At 54.7% G+C, this 24,350-nt stretch carries 24 protein-coding genes; 6 read left to right on the plus strand and 18 right to left on the minus strand.

Features of this window, described 5'->3' with window-relative positions:
* Positions 1–5: 5 nt before the first annotated feature.
* Entirely contained in the window at positions 6–1,445 is a 1,440-nt protein-coding gene (locus ACNFBT_RS11655; RefSeq protein ID WP_416749400.1) for a diguanylate cyclase, read from the minus strand.
* Positions 1,446–1,698: 253 nt separating this feature from the next.
* On the opposite strand from ACNFBT_RS11655, the gene ACNFBT_RS11660 reads away from it, so the two are divergent.
* On the plus strand, positions 1,699–2,547 hold the full coding sequence (locus tag ACNFBT_RS11660) for a CAP domain-containing protein (RefSeq protein ID WP_416749402.1): 849 nt from the start codon (positions 1,699–1,701) through the stop codon (positions 2,545–2,547).
* Between the two features lie 11 nt (positions 2,548–2,558).
* Here the strand turns inward: ACNFBT_RS11660 and ACNFBT_RS11665 are convergent, their stop codons facing one another.
* A complete protein-coding gene (locus ACNFBT_RS11665) occupies positions 2,559–3,092 on the minus strand; it encodes a hypothetical protein (RefSeq protein WP_416749404.1) in 534 nt (177 codons plus the stop codon).
* 190 nt (positions 3,093–3,282) lie between these two features.
* Complete coding sequence (locus ACNFBT_RS11670; RefSeq protein WP_152222109.1) at positions 3,283–4,119, minus strand: bifunctional allantoicase/(S)-ureidoglycine aminohydrolase; 837 nt, start codon at positions 4,117–4,119, stop codon at positions 3,283–3,285.
* On the opposite strand from ACNFBT_RS11670, the gene ACNFBT_RS11675 reads away from it, so the two are divergent.
* Complete coding sequence (locus tag ACNFBT_RS11675; protein WP_416749406.1) at positions 4,118–4,336, plus strand: hypothetical protein; 219 nt, start codon at positions 4,118–4,120, stop codon at positions 4,334–4,336. The genes ACNFBT_RS11670 and ACNFBT_RS11675 overlap by 2 nt on opposite strands.
* Here ACNFBT_RS11675 and ACNFBT_RS11680 read toward each other — a convergent pair.
* From ACNFBT_RS11680 to ACNFBT_RS11735, 12 genes are all read right to left on the minus strand, one after another.
* A complete protein-coding gene (locus ACNFBT_RS11680) occupies positions 4,304–5,188 on the minus strand; it encodes a LysR family transcriptional regulator (RefSeq protein WP_416749408.1) in 885 nt (294 codons plus the stop codon). The two genes, ACNFBT_RS11675 and ACNFBT_RS11680, sit on opposite strands and share 33 nt — an antisense overlap.
* A gap of 80 nt (positions 5,189–5,268) precedes the next feature.
* The gene (locus ACNFBT_RS11685; RefSeq protein WP_416749409.1) at positions 5,269–5,508 is read right to left on the minus strand and encodes a hypothetical protein; all 240 of its coding nucleotides are present in this window, start codon (positions 5,506–5,508) and stop codon (positions 5,269–5,271) included.
* A gap of 164 nt (positions 5,509–5,672) precedes the next feature.
* Positions 5,673–6,716, minus strand: coding sequence for a hypothetical protein (locus ACNFBT_RS11690; protein ID WP_416749411.1), 1,044 nt, complete (start codon positions 6,714–6,716; stop codon positions 5,673–5,675).
* Positions 6,717–6,848: 132 nt separating this feature from the next.
* On the minus strand, positions 6,849–7,562 hold the full coding sequence (locus ACNFBT_RS11695; RefSeq protein WP_416749413.1) for a hypothetical protein: 714 nt from the start codon (positions 7,560–7,562) through the stop codon (positions 6,849–6,851).
* 295 nt (positions 7,563–7,857) lie between these two features.
* On the minus strand, positions 7,858–8,055 hold the full coding sequence (locus ACNFBT_RS11700) for a hypothetical protein (protein WP_152222116.1): 198 nt from the start codon (positions 8,053–8,055) through the stop codon (positions 7,858–7,860).
* Positions 8,056–8,404: 349 nt separating this feature from the next.
* Positions 8,405–8,599, minus strand: a complete 195-nt coding sequence (locus tag ACNFBT_RS11705) for a hypothetical protein (protein WP_416749415.1) — start codon at positions 8,597–8,599, stop codon at positions 8,405–8,407.
* 1,149 nt (positions 8,600–9,748) lie between these two features.
* Positions 9,749–10,216, minus strand: a complete 468-nt coding sequence (locus ACNFBT_RS11710; protein ID WP_416749417.1) for a Bro-N domain-containing protein — start codon at positions 10,214–10,216, stop codon at positions 9,749–9,751.
* A gap of 366 nt (positions 10,217–10,582) precedes the next feature.
* Entirely contained in the window at positions 10,583–11,584 is a 1,002-nt protein-coding gene (locus tag ACNFBT_RS11715; RefSeq protein WP_416749419.1) for a hypothetical protein, read from the minus strand.
* A 294-nt stretch (positions 11,585–11,878) separates the two neighbouring features.
* The gene (locus tag ACNFBT_RS11720) at positions 11,879–14,212 is read right to left on the minus strand and encodes a hypothetical protein (protein ID WP_416749421.1); all 2,334 of its coding nucleotides are present in this window, start codon (positions 14,210–14,212) and stop codon (positions 11,879–11,881) included.
* Positions 14,205–15,149, minus strand: a complete 945-nt coding sequence (locus tag ACNFBT_RS11725; RefSeq protein ID WP_416749422.1) for a TniB family NTP-binding protein — start codon at positions 15,147–15,149, stop codon at positions 14,205–14,207. Before ACNFBT_RS11725 ends, ACNFBT_RS11720 begins: the two co-directional genes overlap by 8 nt.
* Entirely contained in the window at positions 15,146–16,957 is a 1,812-nt protein-coding gene (locus ACNFBT_RS11730) for a transposase (RefSeq protein ID WP_416749424.1), read from the minus strand. The genes ACNFBT_RS11725 and ACNFBT_RS11730 overlap by 4 nt, the downstream gene beginning before the upstream one ends.
* A gap of 154 nt (positions 16,958–17,111) precedes the next feature.
* A complete protein-coding gene (locus ACNFBT_RS11735; protein WP_416749426.1) occupies positions 17,112–17,768 on the minus strand; it encodes a hypothetical protein in 657 nt (218 codons plus the stop codon).
* A gap of 681 nt (positions 17,769–18,449) precedes the next feature.
* Between ACNFBT_RS11735 and ACNFBT_RS11740 the strand changes: the two genes are divergently transcribed.
* Positions 18,450–19,031, plus strand: coding sequence for a hypothetical protein (locus ACNFBT_RS11740; protein ID WP_416749428.1), 582 nt, complete (start codon positions 18,450–18,452; stop codon positions 19,029–19,031).
* Between the two features lie 24 nt (positions 19,032–19,055).
* On the opposite strand, the gene ACNFBT_RS11745 is transcribed toward ACNFBT_RS11740, so the two are convergent.
* Positions 19,056–20,015 carry a DNA-binding protein gene (locus ACNFBT_RS11745; RefSeq protein WP_416749429.1) on the minus strand — a complete coding sequence of 320 codons (960 nt, stop codon included), beginning with the start codon at positions 20,013–20,015 and terminating at the stop codon, positions 19,056–19,058.
* Positions 20,016–20,194: 179 nt separating this feature from the next.
* Here ACNFBT_RS11745 and ACNFBT_RS11750 point away from each other — a divergent pair, with 179 nt between their 5' ends.
* The 3 genes from ACNFBT_RS11750 (at position 20,195) to ACNFBT_RS11760 (ending at position 22,083) form a co-directional block, all read left to right on the plus strand.
* Positions 20,195–21,148, plus strand: a complete 954-nt coding sequence (locus ACNFBT_RS11750) for a site-specific integrase (RefSeq protein ID WP_416749431.1) — start codon at positions 20,195–20,197, stop codon at positions 21,146–21,148.
* 128 nt (positions 21,149–21,276) lie between these two features.
* Complete coding sequence (locus ACNFBT_RS11755; RefSeq protein WP_416749433.1) at positions 21,277–21,504, plus strand: BPSL0761 family protein; 228 nt, start codon at positions 21,277–21,279, stop codon at positions 21,502–21,504.
* 120 nt (positions 21,505–21,624) lie between these two features.
* Positions 21,625–22,083, plus strand: a complete 459-nt coding sequence (locus ACNFBT_RS11760) for a helix-turn-helix domain-containing protein (protein ID WP_416749435.1) — start codon at positions 21,625–21,627, stop codon at positions 22,081–22,083.
* Positions 22,084–23,164: 1,081 nt separating this feature from the next.
* Here ACNFBT_RS11760 and ACNFBT_RS11765 read toward each other — a convergent pair.
* A complete protein-coding gene (locus ACNFBT_RS11765; RefSeq protein WP_012272656.1) occupies positions 23,165–23,785 on the minus strand; it encodes a tyrosine-type recombinase/integrase in 621 nt (206 codons plus the stop codon).
* A 168-nt stretch (positions 23,786–23,953) separates the two neighbouring features.
* A partial coding sequence (locus ACNFBT_RS11770) for an acyl-CoA dehydrogenase C-terminal domain-containing protein (protein WP_416749437.1) occupies positions 23,954–24,350 on the minus strand: 397 nt, incomplete at its 5' end.

Consider the following 24,350-nt stretch of genomic DNA (forward strand, 5'->3'; position numbering starts at 1 on the left):
CCTGCTCAGGCGACCACCTTGTTGCGCCCCGCCGCCTTGGCCTTGTAGAGGTTCGCGTCGGCCGCCGCGATCAGCGCCTCGACGCTGTCCGCCGGGGTGTCCGAGGTGCTCGCCACGCCGACGCTGATGGTCACCACGCCGCGCTCGCCCTTGGCGTGGGGCAGGGCGGTTTCCTCCACGGCGCGGCGGATGGATTCGGCCACGCGCTCGGCGGCAACGGTGTCGCAGCCGGGCAGGATGACCACGAACTCCTCGCCGCCATAGCGTGCCGCGCCGTCGTTGTCGCGGCGGCCCTGGCCGATCAGGTGCGCCACGTTGATCAGCGCCAGGTCGCCGCGGGGGTGGCCGTAGTGGTCGTTGTAGGCCTTGAACTGGTCGATATCCAGCATCAGTACCGCCAGGTGGCCGTCGCCGCTGCGGCGGCGGCGCCATTCAAGCTGCGCCTTCTCGTCGAACCAGCGGCGGTTGTGCAGGCTGGTCAGCGGATCGGTGTCGGCCGCGGTGCGCAGGCGCTCCTCCTTGGCGTCGCGGCGGCGCAGGTGGTGGGTCAGGCGGAAGGCGAAGAACAGGGTGGCGGTGTTGAACGTCAGCAGCAGGCCGGTGGTGACCCAGGTGCGTCCAGTCCAGGTGTTCAGGACCGCTTCGCGGCACTGCTCCACCGAGACCACCACCGGGTAGTGGCCAACGCGCCGATAGCCACGCCAATAGGCATCCGAGCCACTGGGTTGCTGGAGGGAGCGCTCCACCTCGCCGCTCTCGACGAAGCTTCGGAACGTTTGTTGCTCATCCGCGTTGTCGCGCGCGGGTGTCGGTGGCCATTGCGCCAGGACGGTACCGTCGAGCAGTCGGATCGACACTACCCCGCGCTTGCCCAGCTCCGGGCCGCGCACGAAGGCATCCATGTGCTGCAACTCCTTGATCGCCGCCACCACGCCGAGGAAGCGCCCCTGGCTGTCCAGCACCGCCCGGCTCAGCGCGGTGCTGGGGGCCGAACCCGGATACCCGGGCGTGAATGGATGGCTCAGGGACAGGCCCGCAGGATTGTCCCGGGGGGCCTGGAAGTACTCGTGCCCGGACTGGTCGCTGTCCGGGGCGCCGGGGTGGTTCAGGTCCGCCAGCAGATGCCCCCTGGCATCGAGCAGCACCAGCGTACCCGACGTCGTCGATCCGGCGGCATGGCCCTGCACCAGATTCCGCAACGCCTGCGGCGTGAGGGGCGGCGCGGTCGGATCGTTGACCCTGTTGGCGAGCGTGCGCAGGGTCTGCGCGTGCACATCCAGGTCGCGGTGGAATTCATGCTCCACCAGCAGCAGGGCGTTCTTGCCGTTGGCCTGGGCGTAGGCCAGGGCGTCCTGCTTCATCTGCAGCATGTGCCAGCCGGCCAGCAGCGAGGCCGCCACCGCCAGCAGCAAGGTAATGAAGAAAACACGGCGCGGGTAGAACACAGCAGCACCTCCCGCCTGGTTCGGACTCTGTTCGGAAAAGGTTCGGTTTGTTTCATTGTCCGACTGGCCGGAGGCCGTGCAATCGAAGTAAAACAATCCCTTGCCGCAAATCAGGCGGTCCCGAGAAATAGTCCAATGTTCAGGCGAAAAAGGCTTCTGACGCGCCCCGGCGCAGCCCCGGATCGCTCGCCAGCGCAGCCAAACGCCAAAGAATCACGCATCATGTACGCCATTTTGCCAAGGGGAATCCCGCATGGGTGCCACGTCGTTCATCCCGCGTAGCCTGCTGCTGTCGCTGGGGCTGCTGTCCGCCACCTTCGCTGTCGCCGCCGACCAGGAGCAACTGGTCGAAGCCATCAACGCCTATCGCGGCGAGGTGCAGTCCTGCGCCGGCAGCGCCTCGCAGGTCCTGCCGCCGCTGGCGGTCGAGCAGCGCCTGGCGATCCCCGCGGGCGTGGGCGACTGGAAGACCGCGCTGAACCAGACCGGCTACCCCATGAGCAGCGTGCGCATGCTCAGCCTCACCGGCCCGCGCGACGTGAGCTCGGCGATGAAGGCGCTGCAGGAAAGCTTCTGCCAGGTGCTGCTCGACCCGCAGTTCGTCGATGTCGGCGTCAGCCGCGCAGGCGACGACTGGCGCATCCTCCTCGGCCGACCGCTGCTGCAAGGCAAGCTCGGCACCTGGGAGGCCGAAGGCCAGCTACTGCTGCAGGCGATCAACACCGCCCGTGGCCAGGCCCGCCAGTGCGGCGGGCAGAACTTCGGCAACGCCCCCGCGCTGGCCTGGAACGCCACCCTGGGCAGCATCGCCGAAGGCCACAGCCGCGACATGGCCAACAACAACTACTTCGACCACAAGGGCCGCGACGGCAGCACGCCGGGCGACCGCGCCGAACTGGGCGGCTACGGCTTCCAGCAGATCGGCGAGAACATCGCCGCCGGCCAGGGCAACGCCCGCAAGGTGGTGGACAGCTGGCTGGCCAGCCCAGGCCATTGCGCCAACCTGATGAACCCGCAGTTCCGCGAACTGGGCGCGGCCTACGCGGCCGACCCGAAGAGCGATGCGGGCATCTACTGGACGGCGATGTTCGGGGCGCCCTAGGGCGCCAGCGCTCAGCGCTGACCGGCGGCACTCCCGCCGTCGGCATCGCCCTGCTGGCGCTGTCCCTTCATTTTCGCCGCAAGAATCGCCGCCTCCACCGCCTTCAGCGTGCCCGCGCCGGCCGGAAATTCCAGCACGCCGCTCTCGGCGAGGGTGGCGACGCGCTCGCCGTCATTCAGCGTGAACTCCAGAAACGCCAGATGCTCCGACCAGGAGCGATAGCGCCGCACCATGAACAGGCTGTGCCGGGAGCGGACCGATTGGATGCTCCTCAGCGGAATCTGCCGATGGCTCCGGAGGCCGCAGAGCACCAACTCCTCGTTGTCGATGAAGGCCGGCCGGCAGCGGGCGAGTCTGCGCCATTCCACGACGAAGCGGCCTCCCAGGGCCAGCAGTACGAGTGGGACGGGCGAGACGACGGCGATCGCGCCGGCCGCCAGCTTCGTCAGGGTGAAGGCGCCGAGGGCGATCAGAATGAGGAGCGTGAAGGTCCGGAAAAAATGAACGTTGTCGAACTCTGCCTGGGGCAGTAAGCGGGCATCCATGCGTCTTTCTCCTGGGCAGTGCATCGTCTTTGCGCCGAAGTTTTTAGCAGACAACGCGGTGACGATGGTGCGAGACGCTACCACAGCGACGGGCGACCCAGGCACCCGGAAAAGAAAAACCGGCGCAAGGGCGCCGGTTTTTTCTGTGTCGCTGCGGTAGTCCGAGGGACTTCCCGTCCGAACCCGTCGCTTAGTGCGCCTGGTTCAGGGTCAGGCGCATGTGACGGTTCACATCCTTGTACAGCAGGTAGCGGAAGCGACCCGGGCCGCCGGAGTAGCAGGCCTGCGGGCAGAAGGCGCGCAGCCACATGAAGTCGCCGGCTTCCACCTCGACCCAGTCCTGGTTCAGGCGATACACCGCCTTGCCTTCCAGCACGTACAGGCCGTGTTCCATGACGTGGGTTTCCGCGAAGGGAATCACGCCGCCCGGCTCGAAGTTCACGATGTTGACGTGCATGTCATGACGCATGTCGCTCATGTCCACGAAGCGGGTGGTGCTCCAGCGGCCTTCGGTATCCGGCATCACCTTCGGCTCGATGTCCTGCTCGTTGGTGACGAAGGCTTCCGGCAGCGGTACGCCGTCGACCTTCTGGTAGTGCTTGCGGATCCAGTGGAAGCGGGTGTGCTGGCCGGAGGTGTTGCGCACCTTGTAGTCCGCGCCCGGCGGAATGAAGGCGTAGCCACCCGGCTGCATGTTGTGGACCTGGCCCTGCAGGGTCAGGGTCAGCTCGCCTTCGACGATGAACAGCACCGCCTCGGCGTTGACGTCCTGCTCGGGCTTGTCGCTGCCGCCGTTGGGGGCCAGCTCGACGATGTACTGGGAGAAGGTCTCGGCGAAGCCGGACAGCGGGCGGGCGATGACCCACATGCGCATGTTGTCCCAGAAGGGCAGGTGGCTGGTGACGATGTCACGCATCACGCCCTTGGGGATCACGGCATAGGCTTCGGTGAACATCGCGCGGTCGGTGAGCAGCTCGGTCTGTGCCGGGTGCCCGCCGTGCGGCGCGTAATAGCTGGTTTTGGCCATGGGGGATTTCCTCATTGTTGTCTTGCTGCCCGGCGCACCGCGCCGGGGCGAACAATTCGTGCAGAGCGGCGCGCTGCCTGAGCGCTGGCCGTCGCTGAGAACCACCATATCCAGCGGCGTGTTCATGCACAAATTAAATGTTGGAATCCGCCGTATTCACTTTTCAAATGCGCAAGCGCGCCGCTCAGCCCTGCGTATCCTGGGCCAGAACCCGTGACAGCACGCGGGCCAGCTCCTTCACCTTCGGGTCCGCCGCCGGGCGATGCAGCAGCGCCACCTCGAACACATCCACCGAGGGCAGGCCGGTATCCTTCGGCAGCACCGCGTGCTCCGCCGTCACCGCCCGCTGCGGCAGCAGGCCGATGCCCATGCCGTCGGCGATGGCCGACTGGATGCCGGAAAGGCTCGAACTGGTGAAACTGATGTGCCAGCGCCGGCCGATGGTTTCCAGCGCGGCGATCATCTCGTCGCGGTACACCCCACGCGGCGGGAAGGTGACGATGGGCAGCGGGTCCAGCTCGATGCAGGGGTTCTTCGCGCTGTCCACCCAGCGCGTCTTCTCCGGCCAGCAGGCCACCGCCTCGCGGGCGTTCTGCCGTTGCTTGAGCAGCACCAGGTCCAGCTCGCCACGGTCGTAGCTGGCGGAAATATCGCGGCTCAGGCCGCTGGTGACTTCCAGCTTCACCTGCGGATAGCGCCGGTTGAAGGCCGCCAACTGCTCGGTGGTGCGGCCGCTGGCGAAGTCATCCGGCACGCCGATGCGCACCGTCAGCGCCACCGTGGCGCCGGACAGCGCCTCGACCATCTCGTCGTTCAGCGCCAGCAGGCGCCGCGCATAACCCAGCAGCGTCTCCCCGGCATCGGTGGGCAGCACGTCGCGGTTGCCGCGTTCCAGCAGGCGATGCCCGGCCATCTCCTCCAGGCGGCGGATCTTCTGGCTGATGGTGGACTGGGTGGAATGCAGGCGCGTGGCGGCCGTGGTGAAGCTGCCGCAGTCAGCCACCGTGACGATGGCGCGGAGCAGGTCGAGGTCGAACAGGCGGGTATTCGATTTTTCACTTTCGCTCATGGCGGTATCGGATTTCTGAATGTCGATCCCGCTTTTAACAGCTCCCCCGTGATCCGGCAACCACCCCTTGCGGGCTTTGATCAGTTGTCGGTGAACTTCGACCAGGGGTCCCCTGATCCCGCACGCCGGTCGCCCTTGCGGCGGTCCGCCTCGAAACGGATGCTCTGGCGGCGGTCGGTGCCGCTGCGGCGGTCCTTCCCGTGGCGGGTATCGACCATGAACTTCGGCTTGGCAGGCGCAGCGGATGCGGCCGGCGGCTCGTCCGGCTCCAGAGGGACCAGGCTGAGTTCATCGAGGTTCAGCTTGTCATCGGTGCTCATTGCGTCACTCCTGTGCATCGCACAGCACTGAGCGTAGATCAGGCTTCGGTGCTCTTGTAGGCGCAAACCCGCGCCATCCGTCATCCGCATGTAGGGCGTACAACCGTTCGCGGTTGTACGCCGTCTCGCCCAGCCCCCGGTTAAGCGCAGCGATTGCCGTTGATTCAATCAACCGTTTGCATGATTGCCTTTACATAACGTGCGGGAATCTGCGCCTGGATTTCCTTTTCACCTTTGATGCGAACGACCAGTGACTCGCCAAGCGACCAGACCACCTGGGCGTCAGTTATGACGCAGTGCTCGTTCAGCTTCAGGCTCTCCGGCGCGTTGTGTTGGCAGTACTCGGCGTCGAGAACAATCTCGCTAGCCTTGTAGCTGCCGAGTCCAAGCCAGCTCATCACACGTTCCGGCATGGTGCTCAGAGCTCCGCTGTAGGCGGCGAAAACCAAGGCGAGGGGAGTGCAGAACGACAGGCTTGTCTTAAAGCTGCCGAAAGCTGCCGGGGTTATGAAACCAACCAGAGTGCTGACGACCAGCATGGTCAGTGTCACGGCAGCAGGCTGAAAAGCGGCGGGGACCCACCCCAACGTCGATGTGTATGACAACACTCCCATGGCCAAGGCGTTTACCAAGAGCAAGGCCAGCGAGCCTGCCCAGAGAAAGTGCAGGAATGACCATTTCGGCAATGCGAATCTGACTTGCAGAATGATGCCGAAGATCAGTGCGATCAGAACCGGGGCAATCAGGTACGGGATGATTGCGGATGTTTTGATGAGCAGGATCAACGCGGCAGAAACAAGAGTGCTGCCAGCGAAAGGCAGCACGAAGCACAGCAGTACCAGCAGCCACGCGTATTTATCCTTCTGCCGTTCAGTGCCGGCTCTGTGACGCAGCAAGCCCTTGTAGCGCTTGTCGTTGGCAAACCAATGGACCAGAACCAGCCCCGGAGCTGTAACACCCACAGTCAACGCAGCAACGAAGGAGAACCCAATCGCCGCCGCAGAAAGCAGTAGCGACGAAAACTGAAACAGATCGAAGCTGGGGTAGAAGTGGTTGCGAGCGAAATAGGTGAGGAACAGCAGAAAGCCAATTACCGGCGGGAGCCATCGTATCAGGTGGCGGACATAGCGCCTGAAATACAGTCCGGCCAATTCGACGTAGCGGTCGAAGGCATCCATTTCCTCGGCTTTAGCCGGCTGCATATCCATAACGCCAGTATCCCTGTCAGGCGAAAGTCAGGATATTAAGCCGCACCTTTGCAGGATGGGTAGACGCAGTCATGAAGCTGCCCGGATGCCGAATCCACTTTCTACAAGAGTCTGGCGCGAGTTTTTGTATGGCTATTGGCTCCGCAGTTGCTGCCGCAGAGCAGAACGCAGTCCGGTGGGGATCTGGCAGCCCCGATCCGCAGCAGAGTCCAGCAAGGTCAGAATGTGCCGAGTTGACTCGGCGTCCGTGGGTTCCTGCGAGCTACCCAGCATATATTCTGCCTCGGCCCGGAACTGCTCCTGCGAAAGCACGACGGCCTTAAGAGCATCGGCCGGAAAGCACAGACTGGTGGCAAGAGAAAACGGATAGTAGGGCTGGGCTGGATCGTTCTTGGTCAGGGATTGGGTGAGAGTCTGTAAGGCCGATTGATGCTCAGGACTCGCGAAGTCAAAGCGAAGATACGCTCTGTTGCATTGACTGAAGTTCACCACCGCTGCTGCCACAAAGCCCTTTTTGGCCCAGGAGCCCAGCAGGGTGCAAGCTTGCTGGCGAGTCTCACCGTCATCACTCGCCATCCCTAGCGTCAGCTGTGCCTGATAGAGCGCAGCGGCTGGGTGTCCGAGTTCGGTAGCTTTTTCGAGATTGTTATTGAGGCTCTTGCGAGTTGCATCCACTTCCATTGAGGAAATTTGGTTGGAACCGGTGAGAAGCTGCTGGGCTCGCTCCATGTCTGAGAGGGCTCGCTGGTAGTACAACTCAGCTTGAGGTGAGACCGTTTCAGCCAAAACCTGAGTGCTGATGAGTCCCGAGATTAACGCGAGCAGGGTCGTGCTCAGTTTGCGCATATCGTCCTTGCCATGCCGTGGAGTTGTGCGAGCACTATACCGACTGGCCACAGCCATTTTGAGATCCACACAGAGTTCTTGAGCGGAGACTCAGCTCGCTGCTTGAGACGAGGGTGGGGACGCTATGTTCCGGTGTGCGTAGCAATGGGCATCACTGTGTTCCATTCCACCGGATTCCACTCCGGAGGCTGGCAATCAGCTCAGGCGAAACTCTGCGGGGAGGTTGCCAGCATCGCGGGTGGATATCCAGGAAGGGGAGTAGGCAGGCCCCTGACCGTCAGAGGCCTGTCGATCGTCAGGCCGCGGAGAGAACTCTGATCGGGCTCGGCTGGGGCTTCTTGAGCGTTTGCAGTAGGAGCGGGTCATCGTCGAGCCAGCCGAGTGCGGCCAGGTTCAGTCGCTCATCGAGCAGTGCGCAGATGGCCAGTGCTGCAAGGGCACGGTCTTCCTTGGCTTCGCGGATCGCGTTCTCAATTTCTTTTCGCAGTTTCATATCGTCATTCCTAAGCGCCGGGGTGGATGGCATGACCCCTCGCAGGGCGTGGGGCAACTCACGGTTCGTTTCGCATAGGTAGGTGGAACTGGGATGTCGGCCCTTCGCGCAGCCGTGCATCCGTTCGATCGACACGTGGAACTCGCCTGGAATCCCTCGGCCGGCGCGTGGCGCGAGGGGAGAGCGGGCGTTTTCCACGGCCAGACGATCTGCTTGCCGGATTAACGGTGTCTTAAGTGGGCTGGCCGGTCTGTAGCTTCGGAAAAGTCCTATCGGTGTTACGCGCTCAAGCGGGGCGACCGGAACGCCGACGCAGGCGCTCGGAGCGACCGGTTTGGCAGGGCGGTGGTCAGCCTTGGGCCTTGAGGCGTCCGGAGGCTTTCAAGAGGTTGATTTCGTTCTGCAGCAGCGGGTCGTCGTCGAACCAACCCTGCGCGGACAGCCCCAGCTTGGATTCGAGCAGCAGACAGATCGCCAGTGCGGCATTGGCGCGGTCTTCGTTGGCTTCGCGAATCGTGTTCTCGATTTCTTTGCGTAGTTTCATCGTCTCGTGCCTGTGGGCGTTGCCCTTGGTTGGGCGGGGGCGGCAGGGGTGCGCGCTTCCCGCAGGGGTTCGGGACAGCGGTGGCAAGCCGGCCGCTGTCGCTGACGGCCTCTTTTATATTCCTATTTGCGTGGCGGAACTTTCCTATGTGGCTGCTCAATAGACTGAGTGGTGGTCTTGTGCGCAATGTCGCGGATAGGGCGTCCTACACCGGGCTGCCGTTCGGCAAACTGGACATTTACCGGCTACCTGTAGGAGCGAGCTTGCTCGCAGAACTGCACTCTGCTGTTGTCGGGCTTGGGTGTTCATGCGCCGCTTCGGCGTGGGTTGAGAGATTTAGTTTCGCCCCCTCGGGCGACCCCCTTTGGCAAACGACCCAAAGGAGGCAAAGGTCTTGCCCCTGCATCCGGCCCCGGCTTCGCCGGGGTTCTCTCGCTCCATCGGAGTTTCAGGGGCACGCGTCGACGGGCCATCCATGGCCCAACGACGCTCTCGCGGCATCCATGCCGCTCAACCCCTGAAACTCCGATTCCACTCGGCCTCCTGAAGGGGCGGGCCGGCGCGTGCGGAGGTTTCTCTGGAAACCGCTTTCGTAGGAGCGGACCTTGTCCGCGAAGGCTCATCACTGCATCCACGTTGCGGGATGAACCCCTGTAGGGCGAATAACGCGCAGCGTTATCCGCCTTTGTAGGAGCGAGCTTGCTCGCGAACCGCCTGACTCCGCTGCATCCGGGAAATCTGTTCGCGAGCAAGCTCGCTCCTACCAAAAGCAGTCCAGCACGAAGCAGCCAGAGTCGCAGGCGCGCGCAGAGTCCCGTCAGGAGGCCGAGTGGAGGTATTGCGCAGAGGGGCGAGCGGCATGGATGCCGCGAGAGGCGTAGAGGGCCAGGGATGGCCCTTGTACGCCGACCCTCGGAGCGATACCGGAAGGAGGGAAGTCTGAGCGAAGCGAAGACCCGGATGTCGGGACGAGCCCTTTTGGTTCCTTTTGGGGCCCCAAAAGGGACTCGCCCGAGGGGGCGAAACAAAAACTCTCAGCACACACCGAAGCGGCGCATACGCACCCACCCCGAAGCAAACAAAATCGCGGGCATGGCCCGCGACCCGTCACCACACGAAACGATGGGTTTCGCTCCTCTCTACACCCTCCTACGAAGACCCCTCCGGCCCGGCACTCAACTCCGGCCACTGCTGATAGGGCACCCAGACCACGCCCTGCCACTTCAACACCGACAAGGTCGTCGGCCCCTGCAGTATTTCCCGGCGCGGCTCGCCAAGATCGGTGTGGTGCAGGTCACGCAGGGCGGGGATGACGTGCAGCGAGAGCCACTGGCGGATGCTGCGGTTTTCCGGGTGGAAGTAGTGGATCAGCGAGGCGTACACCGCCGATTCGCTGAGCAGCAGTTCATCGATGTACTCGCCGCTGCCGTCGAGCATCCAGGCGTGTCGGCACTGGTCCTCGTCCAGGTTGCGCTCCACGCGCTCGACCAGATACGGAAAGCCGATCAGCCGGCCCAGGTCGTGGGCGCAGAACCAGCACTGGTCTTCCAGCAGCACGGCGCGCAGCTGGCGCTTGTGGCGGGTGAAAACGGTGGGGATCAGGACCTCTTCAGACATGGTGCACCTCCAGGAGGGAGGGGGAAGAGGGCGGGTACAGCGAAGCGCCTTCGGGGCGAAGGAAAAGAGGTAAGGGCATATCCATTTCCTCAATGGGTACACCGCTGCTTTCGGGAGCAGTATTGCCGCTACGTGAAGCGTTTCTTAGGCGCTGGCCGCAAAGCTATTGGTGGCGGGGAACTCGGTCAATCGTAGGGCGCATAACTGCGAAGCAGTTATCCGCCGATTTCCTTACCGAAGCGTCGTAGTTGAGACGTGTGGTGCGCTTCCCAAGGACTACCGAGGATAACGTATTGCGTTATTCGCCCTATATGAATCTTATTCTCTGTGTAGAGGCTTGGATTTGATCTAAGACTTTGGTCTGGGCTAATCGCTTGAATTTGATTTGTCTTCGAGAGATCGAGTGGTTGATTTGGGTATCAGGTTTTGGGTGTTGGATTGTATTTTTCTATCATTGACCTCAATTTCTGTAGTGTCTTTTACTAGTCGACCAAGATGCTTTATAAGTTGTACGGATGATTTCTTTAGTTCTTCATCAAGCTCATGAGTGTCGATTTTGTTGGACTCCAGAAAGTCTCTTATCTTTAAGCTTTTTTCGATTATTTCAGTGGCATCTTTTAGGTTGTCTAAATCCTTAGATGAGTCAAATCTATTGAATACGTATTGACTTCCTTGAGTGATGACTATTGTGGCAAGTGCAACTACAAGTGGGTGGGCAGAAATTTTTGCGAAAAGGCTTCCGGATTCGACTTTCTCGATGATTACCTCTTCATCGTCGATAGTCGTTCCTAGGATTTGGCAGCAAATGTCCAGGATTCCGGCAAATGCTTGTATCTTTTGGCCGAATAAAGAAAGGCTTAAGTTTTCTGGTATGTATATCTTAAGTGTTGGTTTGTCTGAGTGGCTATGAAGGTGATTATTTAGAGTTTCTTCAAGTGATCTAATTTCTTTAAGCTTTGCTTGAAGTTTTTGGGCGTTCTGCGTGAGGATGAGAGCAGTATTGAAGCTTGTGGAGTGGAGATAGCCGTCGAAGCTATCTGTGAATTTTTCGACAAGCTGTTCGGCGTCTCTCAAGATTTCTATCTCGGAGTCTGATAGCGATTCGCTAAGGTCTCTTAATGCAGAGTGGGTGATTTTGAATTTCTCTCTCCTGCTGGCGTTATAAGTGAGGTTGTATATTTCAGCTTTTGCGTTTTCCTTTTCATTTATTGTATCTTGGGTGGAGTTTGTTTCTAGAATTTTCTTTAGTGATTCTAATGAGGTTTGTTGTATGTGGCTGATGGCATGTAGTGAGTCCGTAAAACCAGGGTACTGATCTAGTATTCTTGTGGTTTTTTGTATTTCTTGTAAGAGTTTTTCACTGATCATTTATTTTTCCTATAAAAAACCCCGCACGAGGCGGGGCTTTTGTCTTTCTATCACTGCCCCAAAAATCCGTTTCGAGTATCAGCGTTTCTAATGGTCTTGACTTGCGGTCTTGCTACTACCAACAATTTTCATGAAATAATAAAATCCATTCTTTTGAAATCAATTGCTTGGCGTGAATTGTTGTCAAGGAAAATAAAATGAATTTCCATCTAAAATAAAATATAGCGATCGGTGTGCACGGAAAATAAAAACTCTATAGGTGTGCTTAGAGGTTGATTATGATGCTCTCTGAGTTCACTGCTTAGCTTTCTTGCCCCATCTAGGGGGATAGGTCATTTTCTCAATTGCACGCCTGTCGAGAAGAATTTGAGGTGATGTAATTCCCTTCGGTGTCCGAACAGCTTTCATTCGTCCTGTCCGTACTGCCCATTTAATGTGTCCTTTGGGAGCATTTAGAATAATCTCGGCCCCTCGACATGTGCAGTACCTTTGTTCAAAGTCGATAATAATTTTTGCTTGGTCTATTGTTGTGTGAGGCTCGCCATTAATAATTATTTCTTGAACTAGCGAAGGCTTTATTAAAAATTCATTTAGATCTCGGCGGGACATCCAGGTTTTCGCTAGTATCGCTGCAGTCGGGATGTAAGAGTCTAGGTATTTCTTCATTTTTTTGACGTCTGCAGGGCACAAGCGCGAGTGGTTTTTGAAGTGTTCCGGTCGGAAAGGAGTGATAATTAGTTTCTTTATTGTGATGGCCGTGTGACGTGATATTCCCAACATGGATGCTGCATCGATCGTGGTGATTAACTCGCCACGTTTAAAGGAAATACCAAATGGGCAATCATCGCGGGAGATTTTCTTGATCAACTCAGGTGTGATATCTGAGCGGAGGAAGACTCCAACTGGCTCTCCATCAATTCTTCGTCCTGTAATAGCACTAATTTCATGCTGAATTAAGATGTCTGAGGTCTGGTTTTTGGCGGTTTTTAGTAATGCTGAAACTTCTTTTGCAAAAATGTATTTAGAATGAAAACTTTCCACGTCGCTCGCTTCTATAAGATATCGGCCATGACTTCCTTGGTAATGGGCGCGGAGGATGTAAGATCGTACAAGTTGGCAGATTGTTGTGTGGTCCACTCCCAGGTGTTTGCTAGCCTCAATGCTCGTATAAAATGATTTTCCTAGATTGCTCTCAGCTTTGGGAAGTAAGGTGCTGTACTTTCCGTGTGCATTTCCTTGGTTTTTCCTGCTCAAAAGGTGAGTGCTAATGTCATTGATATCAGCCTTTCTCACCGCTATGGTGTGTTTGTCGCCATGCGGAAGGGGGATTCGATATATATTAAGAACTTTTATAGATCGCCTGATTTCAGATCTAGGTCGCTTGAGATTTTGTTCCAGTTGTGTGATGGTTATAAATTCTTTTTCGAATGCCTCAATGCTTTTTACTGAGATTCTACGAGATATCCCGTAGTGCTTAGTCTCTTCTTTTAGGAAATCGGTCTGTGTTATTTCTCGCAGCGCAGCGTCTGTCAGCAACAGCCTATCTGCTGCCTCTTTCAATGTAAGTGAATTCTGCTTGCGTAAATTCTCAAGCTCCATTTCGCGTTGAGATGAAATCTCTTTGTGAACGGATAGTATCGATCTAATCTCCTTGGGCGTGTAGTAATATCTTCTTCTAGGACATGGAAATTTGGGGTGGTCGCGGATTAGCTCCCAGTGGGATTGATTAATTCCAAGATAAGTTTGCAGTTGTCTGGCAGATAAGCCGCATGGTAGTAAGCGCATTCTGCCCTTTGTAATTTCGTTGCTGGAGAAATATTTTTGAAGAGTCTGCAGCATTTCTTGCGAAATGCACGGTTTCATCATGGTGATTATGAAGTCGGTATCAATCCTTACAGTATTGTGAATTCTATAAAGCTTTCTGATGAGCTCCACTACGTTAAGGATCTCGCTCCTACAGACTGACAACGCAATCGCAACAATAATTTGCCGCTCAGAGTTTTTGCGAGATTTCTGTTGCCACCTGAAATGGGTTAACACCTTCGTGAAGGTGTCTATTTTCTCTTGAGATCGTGAGCGAAGAAGTTCAAGTAGTTTAAGACCTAAGGAGTCTTCAATGGCAGAGCAGCGCGGAGAGGTAAATTGATATAAGCACTTACAGCCTCCGTGCTTTCTATTTAGGTGAGTGAACTTTCTTCCGCAACTTGGGCAGCGGAAGAGATACTTTCGATTGTGATAGGGGCAGCTGTTTGCTGGTGCGAAATCGCTGATAACCCTGTCCCACCCATCTTTGACACATTCGCTACAAACCGCAGCTCCGCTTAGGCGAATCAGTTTCGTATTAATGGAAATCCCATTAATGATGATTTGTGTTCCTCTCTCATTGCTTATTGACGAGTGATAGAAAGATGCTCGTATTCTTTCGTCGTACTTTTCCGCGTTTCGACTTAGCAGCTTTGCAAAGTCAGAGTCTTCATACGCTGGGTTAATGCTTGGGCGTGTAATTAAACCCTTGGCTTCCAAGAATAATCGACTATTATAAAAGCCGTTCATCTTGGCTGCCCGCTGTAGGAGGCTAAATGGGCTCTCCTCCTCCATTGGTAATGGTATATAGTGAATCTCAATCATTTCGAGAGCTCTCAATTAATGCATAACACTCTTTCAATGTCATCATGAAAGGGTTTGCTCTTTTGCTCAGGCAAAGTTTCAGTTGCAATGATGAGCATGCATCTTCGAAATCATTTAAGTGTAATTCCGATCGAGAGCGAGACAGACAAGTCGTCATCGCCCTGGATAGAATTTGCCGGAGATATTCAAGGCTCCCCTGCGTTGCGACAAATAATGGCGAGCAAATATTTGCATCAGTAAGATGCGCTCCCCCTTGAGTTATCTCGCCGATTTCATACATTTTTTCATCTAGGAGATTCAGCAGAGTCATATAGTCTGATTCTGGCTTAAGGTCAAAGCTCAAATGCCGTAATTCAGCAAGAAAAGGGAAGCGTCGAGCAAGTCTATCTTCTTTGTATATTATATGCTTACACTCAATCGTGCCTGCGCATATGATCGGGATTGAGAGGGCGTTGATAAGGCTAAGTAACCAGTCAATTACTGAGTTTAGTTGATGTGCGCTTTCCAGCTTTGCAAGAGTCTGAAATTCATCGATGATGATAAGTTCTGTCCTGCAGTTTTTTAATAACTGTATGAGGCGGAGAAAAAGATCGACAGAATCTCCGCGCAAGTCTGCGCACTCTAGAGTGGTAAGCATTGTTTTACAAAAAGATTTTACGGTTACACTTGCAGGAACGCTGCAGTAAAATACAGGGATTATATGCATAATTCCCGATTTATCGGCATGGGTATGCTTTTCAGGGAACTCGTTTTCGATGATTTTGCAAAGCGTAGACTTGCCGGATCCTGATGGTCCAATAAGCACCGCGGAGGTGGGAATCCCTCTAAGACGCGTGCTTTCCATTGCCATTTCTATTTTGGCGTGAGCTTGACTAAAACTATGAAAAAAAGCGATTTGCTTTTCGAACGAGGAAATTTTCTCAGCCGGAGTGTTCATGTGTTTTCTCCATGGATTCGGTCGTGCTTCACCTCAACCGTGATAGGCCTCTGGGGGGTTTTGCTTTGTAGCAAATGCCTATTTGGGTCAATGACAAAATCTGTCTGAACTGATTCAGGGGGTGGCATGGTGACTTGAGACACAGGAGGAAGTGAGCCTTCCTCGTACAAGCGTCCAATTCGTTTGACGTTCTTCTTCCTCGCATACTCTTCTGCTAGCTTGAGATTCAATCTGGCGCGATTGTCTCTAGCAATGTCATAGTTGAAGCTATTTTCCTGCTTTTTTATCTCATCTCGAATTAACTCATGCATGTGCAAAGTTAAATCTTTCTGATATTCGTCAGTCGCCGTAAGAGTGTGTACGTCGTCTGGGTAAGAGGGGTGGGCGATATATGCAGTGCCCAGATCGCTAGGGTCATAATAAAGGATCAACTTATTTGCTTTATGGCGGCGGTTATTTCGGCCATGATTTTGGTTCAGAGTAGCCAGATACTTAACACTAGGGCCGCTCCACTCCAAGCCCAGGAACCCTACGCTGTTGTTATTTGGCGTGACATACTGGATGCTTAAGAAGATTCGTCTTAAGTCAACTTCTGAGTATCTGCTTGGCGGGAATATTGGGTTTATATGTGAATCCCAATAATTGTTCGGTGACGTTCTCAATGAACCGTGTCTATCAATGTGGTAGATGGTTTCTAACCATTCACTAAATATACAACGTACTTCGTCTAAAGTATGGGTTGCCTCATTTTCAGGTACATAAGGTCCTTTATCTGTGATGTTGGAGAAGGTCGTACCTTTCAAATGGTGAATTAGTGCGGTGTTTAGTGTGTGGAACCAGCGTTCTACAAATGGCTTTTGGTTCGGCGCACCAGGCTCACAGAACGTTATCAGTGCGCCCATAAGTCGTAAGCATGCTTTAAGTTTTTCCGCTACAAACTCGGGGCCGTTGTCGGTGAAATAATGTAGTGCTAGGCCGTTTCTCTCATTCTCACTTGAAAGCGAAGATTTTAGAGCCCTGATTGTCTTCTCGATGCTGGGTGGATTGAGTGAGATATCCCAGCCAATTACACGTCGAGATGCGACCTCAAGTGCAATTGTCAGCCAAGGCCTTCCTATAGGGTTGCCGTATGCGTCTACAATATAAAGGTCGAGCAGCTGAGTGTCACACTCCACTCTTAAAAGAAGAGTGCGTAACTCAGGGAACTTCCTGCTCCAATGCTGATTTCGATATGCCGCTGATCGGCCTAATTGATAGTAGTCAGTTTCGAAGGTGTCAAACTCTTGAATGATCCTTCTTAATGTTGATTTGCTCGGGCAATAAATTTGATCGAAAACTTGTCTTTTTCTGTTGGCATCTTCAATGCTGTACTCTATAGCCTCGACGGTTGCGCTAATTGTGCAGGGCGTTGGGCAGAAGAAAAGTAAGTCACAGCAATATCTAATCAATGCCTGAACAATTTCCGGCTGACGTTCTATTCTTAGTTTTCTGCTTCTTATTTTTTGAGGTAAGAGTGAGATTGGGTTTTTTCCGGAAGCAAGATAGGCGCGAGTCCATTTATATATGCTTGAATAGGACGGTTTTTTTGAGTCACCAATCTGCAATGATGTGGCTTTTATAAGGGATTTCGTTTTCTCCACTGATAAATGGCCGCCAAGGCTCTCAAGGCAGATATTTATGTATGTAAGTTTGCGATTTAGCTTTTTTCGTGCCGTTTCTGGAAGTGCATTTATCGCGTTGCATGCTTCTCCGAGGAAGGGCGCTTCTTGAATTTTTTGAAAGTATCCCTTTCTTTGATCGATCGCCAATCGAGTCCGGCTTTGGAAGAATATGCTCCTATTGGATTCTAAGCTCCTGAACTGAACTCGATCATCTTCAATGGCTATGACCTCGCAATTTCCGACTCTATACCGATAGTGCTCGCCAATCTTTATCTCAAGCATCCTCTTGGAGTCAGAATTTCTATCCATAATTTTTGACCCCAAGGTGTGAATTTAAGGTGAACGGACTGAATAGATCGCAAAGTATCTTGCTGTAGAAAACTGAGTGAGCGATACAAGGTGCGGTAAACCCCGCGTCGAGTAAGTCCCCTACGACTAAATTTCGGCTCGATGATTTGTGAAGGAAGTCAATAATTAACTTGGATGCTTCTCCATTTTCTCTATAGGATTTCTGATAGAGCAGTTGGAGGTTGCTTGTTTTAATAGGGTGCCGAAATTGGCTTTCCTTTATGATTTCTAGAGAGTGGCCTAGCGTCGCAAATGTCTCTTGCAGAAGAATCAGGCGATCAAATGTGGGAGTATCTCTAAGTGCAGCATCAGATTTTACTTCGTAGATCACTACGGTGCCGTCGAATAATTTAACGGCGAAATCTGGTGTGTAGTGCTTCTTGCTGTTCTTGAATTTTAAAGTGAATGGCTGGGATACGTAGCTAGACACGGCTGCGGATCGTTCTAGCTCAAGGCAGAGGTCCGCCTCCAAGAGTGTTTCGCACATGACGTACGAGCCATTCTTTTTCGATGGCAGGCTGGTGACGTGCTTCCCATATCTGCCGCGCGTTAGCTTTCTACCTGGAAGCAGTTCAATCCAATCCGATAGTGCATCAGGTATGGCGATCATTGTTTCTCTCGTTTAAGTGGCTTGAGCCTGTTCGAGTCAGAGAGTCCATAACACCTTCAAAAGGCGCTGAATTAATGATTGTTACGCGCCGCGAAACAATTTTTCGACCGTCCACGTCCGTGATTTCGTGGTATTCGCCGGTTTGGTCGTATTGCCTATCGAGACAGGCTGAGCTTCAATTTCTAGAATTACAAGGACGAAAAAGCGAAGTTTTTGAATCTAAAATAGAAGTACATTCAATAGGTTAGGATTTTTGGCTGTTCGAACTGGGACTCGCGTGGTAATCGCTGCGGAGGTGTGGCCGGTGTGACTGACTCGTGGAATAGATGCGTACGCCAGTGCAGAGCAATGGTGTTTGCTAATACTTGGGCTCAATGTGTTACTGCCAGGAATAGGCAGTGTGAGCTTAACGATTGGTTGAATGAAAACTGGAACGCGGAAGGGGAGTGGGGGGAACCAATTAGCAGATCAGGTCGGTTAATAAAGGGAGCTTTGCCCCAGAGGGAGTTGCGTCGCCTCTTGGTCAACGAGTTCCCGCGGCTGAAGGACCTTTTGATCAGTCCCCTGTGGTTGTCGCTAAGCAAATTGTCATCTGACCCCAGTGATCGGAATTTCTGGAATTCTTGCGCTGTAGCCATAGAATTCAATGGAGTTTCATTGATTAGGTTTAAAGGTGCAACCATGGAGCAGCTCGTCGGAGCGGGGGGAGGATGGTGGCGGAATTTAGGATTACTTCTGCTGATCATGCGTAGCGACTGTGAGGAACTTTCAGAACACCGGGAATGGCTGAGGAGTAATTTCTTCACATATATGTGCATTGTGTTTTCGACCTATCCGGCTAAATGGGTGGTTTCCCAGCTTTACAACTGTATTGATAACCTGATGAAGGAACGATTTCTGGGTGCTGATCCTTTGTTCTATTGGCCGAGCAGCCTGGATGAGATGCACAAGGAGCTTGAATGTTATCGCTATGTGTTTGATCGCCTTATTGCGCAGAAGTGGTGGTCGAGGCGAAAAGGAGGGGAGGATCCGTGGCTATTTATATGGCTGTTGTGTGAGGAGAGGAAGATGATGCAGGACCTTTGTGATGACTGTGATTTGAATTACAAAGTTCCTGACAAAATGAGGGTGAAATGGCGTCGAGCTGCAGTAGCCGCACGCGCGTCTTGCGTTGAATTTCGGGTTGAGGGAGTTAGTATGAGGGAGCTTTCTGCCTCTGATAGGCGAATAATAAGTCGATTGAATCAAGAGGCAGATTGGTGATCGTTAGCATCGTTTGAATAGGCGTTAACCATCTCCGGAAATGGTGGCTGGGCTGGTCTTGTGCTGTTTGCGAAGTAGGCGTTGGAAGTGTCGAATTCTCAATAGATATTCTCGCAGCCGTTCCTTGAACGTTGCTTTCTCCTGCCGCAGAACCTCTACCTCAAGTTGCAAAATATCTTGTTCTGCTTTAAGTAGAGACGATTCTTCAGTAAAGCTGTTTCGCTGGTCACGAATTGCCTTCTCTGAGGTGTTTAATTGGCGGGAAAGACTTTTCACTTCTTGTAGAAGTCTTTCATTATCACGATTTAAAGCGCTTAATTCGTCATGTTTTCTCGTCAAGTTATTCTGGAGTGTGCGTACCTCATGACGAAGCTGGGTGACCTCTTGATCATGACGGTGAATCTCCTGTTCCCGTTGTTCTTTCTGAGCAGACCGATAGTGTTCCAGTGATTGTCTCGCATGCTGATTCTTCTCCTCAATCGAATCGATTTGCTTTGCGTGTTCCTCTGCAGCGACTCTTAAGCTCTGCTCCACCGCTACCAAACGACTGCGTTCCATTTCACTCACTAGCAATCTCTCTTGGAGCGCGAGCTCCAGACTGCGTTGCTCCTTGAGCTCAGCGACTAACTCAGTATTCGTACGCTGGAGTTCGTCGATTTTTTCCAGAGCCTGCTGACGTTGATTTCGGTATTCGAATTGTTGGCGTGTCAACAGTTCTCGCTCTGTTGCTATTGACGCTTGCGCATTCTCGCGCACGCGATCCGCTACTGATCCAATCAGTGTTGTTAGCTCTTCTTCCAGCGAAGGGGGCAGACGGCGAGCATCAACCTCGTCTAACTCCCGCAGACACCGGATGATGGTGGATTTAGAGCCGGTATTCCCAAGCTCTATACGCACCGCATCAATGGTCGGATTAAGTCCTCGCGCCAGCAGGGCGTCGCGGGCAATTTTGACTACCGCTCTGTTGATTCCTCCGCGCGCCATGGCTGCACTCCGACGATTTTGTACTGTGTTACGGAGTATGGAGGTACGGTTGAAATGGTGCCGCTGATCGGCCGGAGAAGCTGACGAACTGACATTGGATAAAGTGGAGTTATCTCATGTGAGAACCGTTTTCGACCTGTTTGGGGAAGAAGCGCGGTACGTCGGGATGGGAGAGAGCGGTGACTCAGACAGTTGAGGACTACCTGCAGGCGGGTACCCGCGCTAATACCCAACGAAGCTATCAGCAGGCAATCGAGCACTTTGAAGTGACCTGGGGCGGCTTTTTGCCAGCCACGAGTGAGGCCATTGCTCGGTACCTGGCTGACTTTGGCAGCACACTTTCAGCCAATACCCTCAAACTGCGCTTAGCCGCGCTGGCCCAATGGCACATCAGCCAAGGTTTTCCCGACCCGACTAAGGCTCCCATGGTCCGCCAGGTACTTAGGGGGATCAGGACTCTTCATCCAAGGCCAGAGCGGCAGGCGGAACCTATCCAGTTGGCAGAGTTGGAGCGCTGTAGTGTTTGGTTGGAGGAGCAGACCTTACTGGCAATTTCGGACGGCAACACGGCTCGGCTTTTACGTACCAAGCGTGACCGGGCCATGATGTTGCTGGGATTCTGGCGAGCCTTTCGAAGCGATGAGCTGTGTCGGTTACGGGTGGAGCACATTCAAGCCAAAGCTGGTGAGGGCATGCTGCTTTTTCTCCCCTGGAGCAAATCTGATCGAGAGAGTAAGGGCCAGACCTACCGAGCTCCGGCGTTGAAGCGACTTTGTCCGGTTCAGGCCTATCTCGACTGGATTGAGCTGGCTGGACTGCGAAGTGGGCCCGCCTTCAGGGCAATCGACCGTTGGGGCCACTTGAGTGAGGGGGCGCTTCACGTCAACAGCGTGATCCCGCTGATGCGATCAATCCTCAAGCAAGCAGGGCTGGAGGCTCAGTTGTACAGCAGCCACTCATTGCGGCGCGGCTTCGCCACGTGGGCCATGCACAACGGGTGGGATCAGAAAGCGTTGATGGGCTATGTAGGATGGCGAGATGCAAAGTCAGCTCTACGCTATGTAGATAGTGAGCCGCAGTTTCCGAACCAGCTCGGCGCTAACAACGGGAAGGTCGACGTCGGAGCGCCTTAAGCCAGACGTCACGAGTGAGGTCTGAGCGAGTGAGAACGCCTTACGGATCGAGCCTCGGTGGTAAGCATGTCAACAGTTCGATCAGTGGGCTGTTTGAGGATCCAAGGGGTGATGAGTGAGGCCTCCATATGACCTTGCCTTATGAGCGTACTCGCGCGGTAATCCAAACACGCGAGTTTTTGGAGCAGCTAGAGCGCGACTCCAATCAAAACGAGGCGACGCGGAGCATGGTTACCCAACTGCTTCGGCATTATCCAAGCAGGGGAGAGGTGCTTCTCCAGGGGCGCGTCCAGGAATGGCTCGGCGGCAGATTCGGATTCGAGCCGTTCTTCAGCTCCAAGACAACACGTGACTGAGATGGCTCAGGCCGGGGCAGTCGTAGGAGGTGTTCGGTCAGCGTTTTGCCGTTATTGCGGTGAGGCTATTCTGGATCACCGCCGGCACAGCTCACTGCACGGGGATATAAAGTGGCAACCATGAGCGTCATTCCTACGGATTTACCTACTGAGCGCGAGATTGCGGCAGCCATCGAGTCGAGCCGTCATCTAGCAGCTTTTATCTCGTCGGAAGCGCAAGTTCAGCGTATCGCGATGGTGAGCGAGTCTGGTGAACGGCAGATGCTTGAGGTGCCGACTTTCGCTCTGCGAGCTTTCAGGGAAGTCCTTAGTGAGATGGCCTTGGGCAATTCTGTTAGGGTCGCTCCCATCCGTGCTGAGCTCAATACTCAAGAAGGGGCAGCCCTCCTGGGTGTCTCGAGGCGCTATCTCATGAGGCTGTTGGAAGATGGTGTGATCCCGTCCATGACGAGTGGTGGCCACCGCCGAGTCAGGTTGACAGACCTCCTGGCATATCAGAAGCGCTGTGACGCTAACGGTCGCTCGGCGATGGATGAGCTTGCCGCTCAAGCCCAAGAGCTGGACCTGGGATACGACTGAGGGGGCGCTGCCTGGCTGTGCTCTTCGAAAGCAGCTACTGGGTGGTTCTCCCGACGTAGAGCTGCCTGTGTAGCTGCGCAATCAATCTTCCTGAAGATTGCCGACAATGCGGCGCCGGCTCACTTAAGGCCGTAAACGCGACCAATGGCTGCATCTGAAGCGCAGTGTGCCTCAACCCGATAAGCAGGCTTCAAACCGCCAGAAAACACGCATAGCAGCTCTACCGTGCGTAATTGCATCGCACTTGACCACCCAATTGTATTGCCGCTGACCAGTCAATTGCATTCGTGCTGACCACCGTTTGCATCCGACTTGACCTGTACATGCCAAAGAGGCGACCGGCAGAGAACGGCCAGAAGCAGACTATAGACACCGCTGGTGTTAGCTCCCGGGGCGATTGCTGTTGTATTTGGTGGGAATTCGGGCTAACAAGTAGTATTCGAGTGCAATAGCAATATGCCCATAGCCCGGAGGGAAGCCGATGGTCACTAACGCACCGGCCTCCGCGAGGCGTTCGTCATCCGCTCTATACTGGCCTTGTTTTACCACGCGCACATAGCTTCCAATTCGCGCGCCCAGCCCATGCCCCTCATAACCCTTTTTACCTTTACCCACCCCACTACCTATATAGGTAATCTCACCATCCTTAACGAATGCATATACACCCTGCATATCATAATTTGGTGCTGATCCAATTAGCAGTCATTCCTTTGACCACTTGGGCGCAGGAAATCCTATAAATTCTTCATTCCAGTGGTAATTGAAGAAGTCTCGGGTATGTTCATTTAGGGACTTTATAGATGTAGGCATGGACTACCTCGAAGATATGAATTTTATCGCAGAGCACCCCTCACTCCTGCGCCACTTGATCTAATTGAGTTGACTCTAGAAATGACTATGAGCAAGAGGGAGGGACAAAATCTGCTTCTAGATAACGAATTCATCGCCAATGAGTCTATGGTCGGTTCAAGGGTCGGCGCATTCGTTCGTGAACACCCATTTTTGGCCGACCTCTGCCACCCTCGAATGGCTGCAATGGGTCGGATAGCGACGGTCATACCTCGACCGTCGCTGTAAGTTGTCAGACCTCCGTCTGCTCCGCCATCTCCAATGCGTCATCGACCTCAATGCCCAGGTATCGCACCGTGCTCTCAAGCTTCGTATGGCCGAGCAGGAGCTGAACTGCTCTCAGATTCTTCGTCCTGCGATAGATCAGCGATGCCTTCGTACGTCTCATCGTGTGGGTGCCATACATGGCTGGATCAAGGCCAATAGCTTTTACCCACGCTTTGACGATTCGGGCGTATTGCCGGGTAGAGAGGTGCAGTGAGGCGTGTAGCCGGCTTGGAAAAAGGCAATCCTCGCTATGGAGATGGGCTTGATGTATCCAGGCCTCCAGAGCCACCCGCGTTTGCTCAGTAATCTCAAATTGCACTGGTCGCTGGGTTTTCTGCTGCATCACTATTGCTCGCGATGACACGTGCTCCCCATGCGCAACGTCGCGTACACGAAGCTTGGTCAAATCGCAGGCTCGTAGCTTGCTGTCGATGGCCAGATCGAAGAGAGCTAAATCCCGGGTTTCCTCCGCGATTTGGAGCCTTACCCGAATGGCCCAGATATCTTTGAGTCGGAGCGGGGCTTTCTGCCCGACCAATTTTCCTTTGTTCCAAGGTTGATGGCTGCCGGTCGTAATGGTGTTCATGGCTTGTCCTCCACGTGAGGGAGGACAAGGATGGTCAGCCCGATCCAGGGGCGCTAACCGACCCATAGCTGTCCCTCATGGGAGGCAGCTAGCGGCCGGAAAAAAGCAACATTGCAAAATAGGTGTCAACGCGCGCCTAGCATTTTTTGGAGCGCGCGAACGAGGCCCTCAGAACTGCGCGGCGTCCAGCAGGTACAGCGACTCGCTGCCGGCCTTCACTGAGGCGCTCAGGGAGTGGATACGCGGCAGCAGGCGGGCGAAGTAGAAGCGCGCGGTGCCCAGCTTGCTGGCGTAGAACTCATCCTGGCCTTCCTTGCCCAGCGCAGCACGCGCCATCAGCGCCCACATGTACGCATAGGCGGTGTAGCCGAAGGCGTGCAGGTACTCGACCGACGCGGCGCCGATCTCATTCGGGTTGCCCTTGGCGCGGTCCAGAACCCAGGCGGTCAGCTCGTCCAGGTTCTGCACGGCGGCGTTCAGCGGGCCGGTGAACTCGGAAAGCTCAGCGGAGGCCGAAGCGGTGAAGGCGCGGATCTCGTCGGTGAACAGCTTGGCGTAGGCGCCG

Origin of the sequence: Pseudomonas sp. NY15181 (assembly GCF_048068055.1) — a bacterium.
Classification (GTDB): domain Bacteria; phylum Pseudomonadota; class Gammaproteobacteria; order Pseudomonadales; family Pseudomonadaceae; genus Pseudomonas.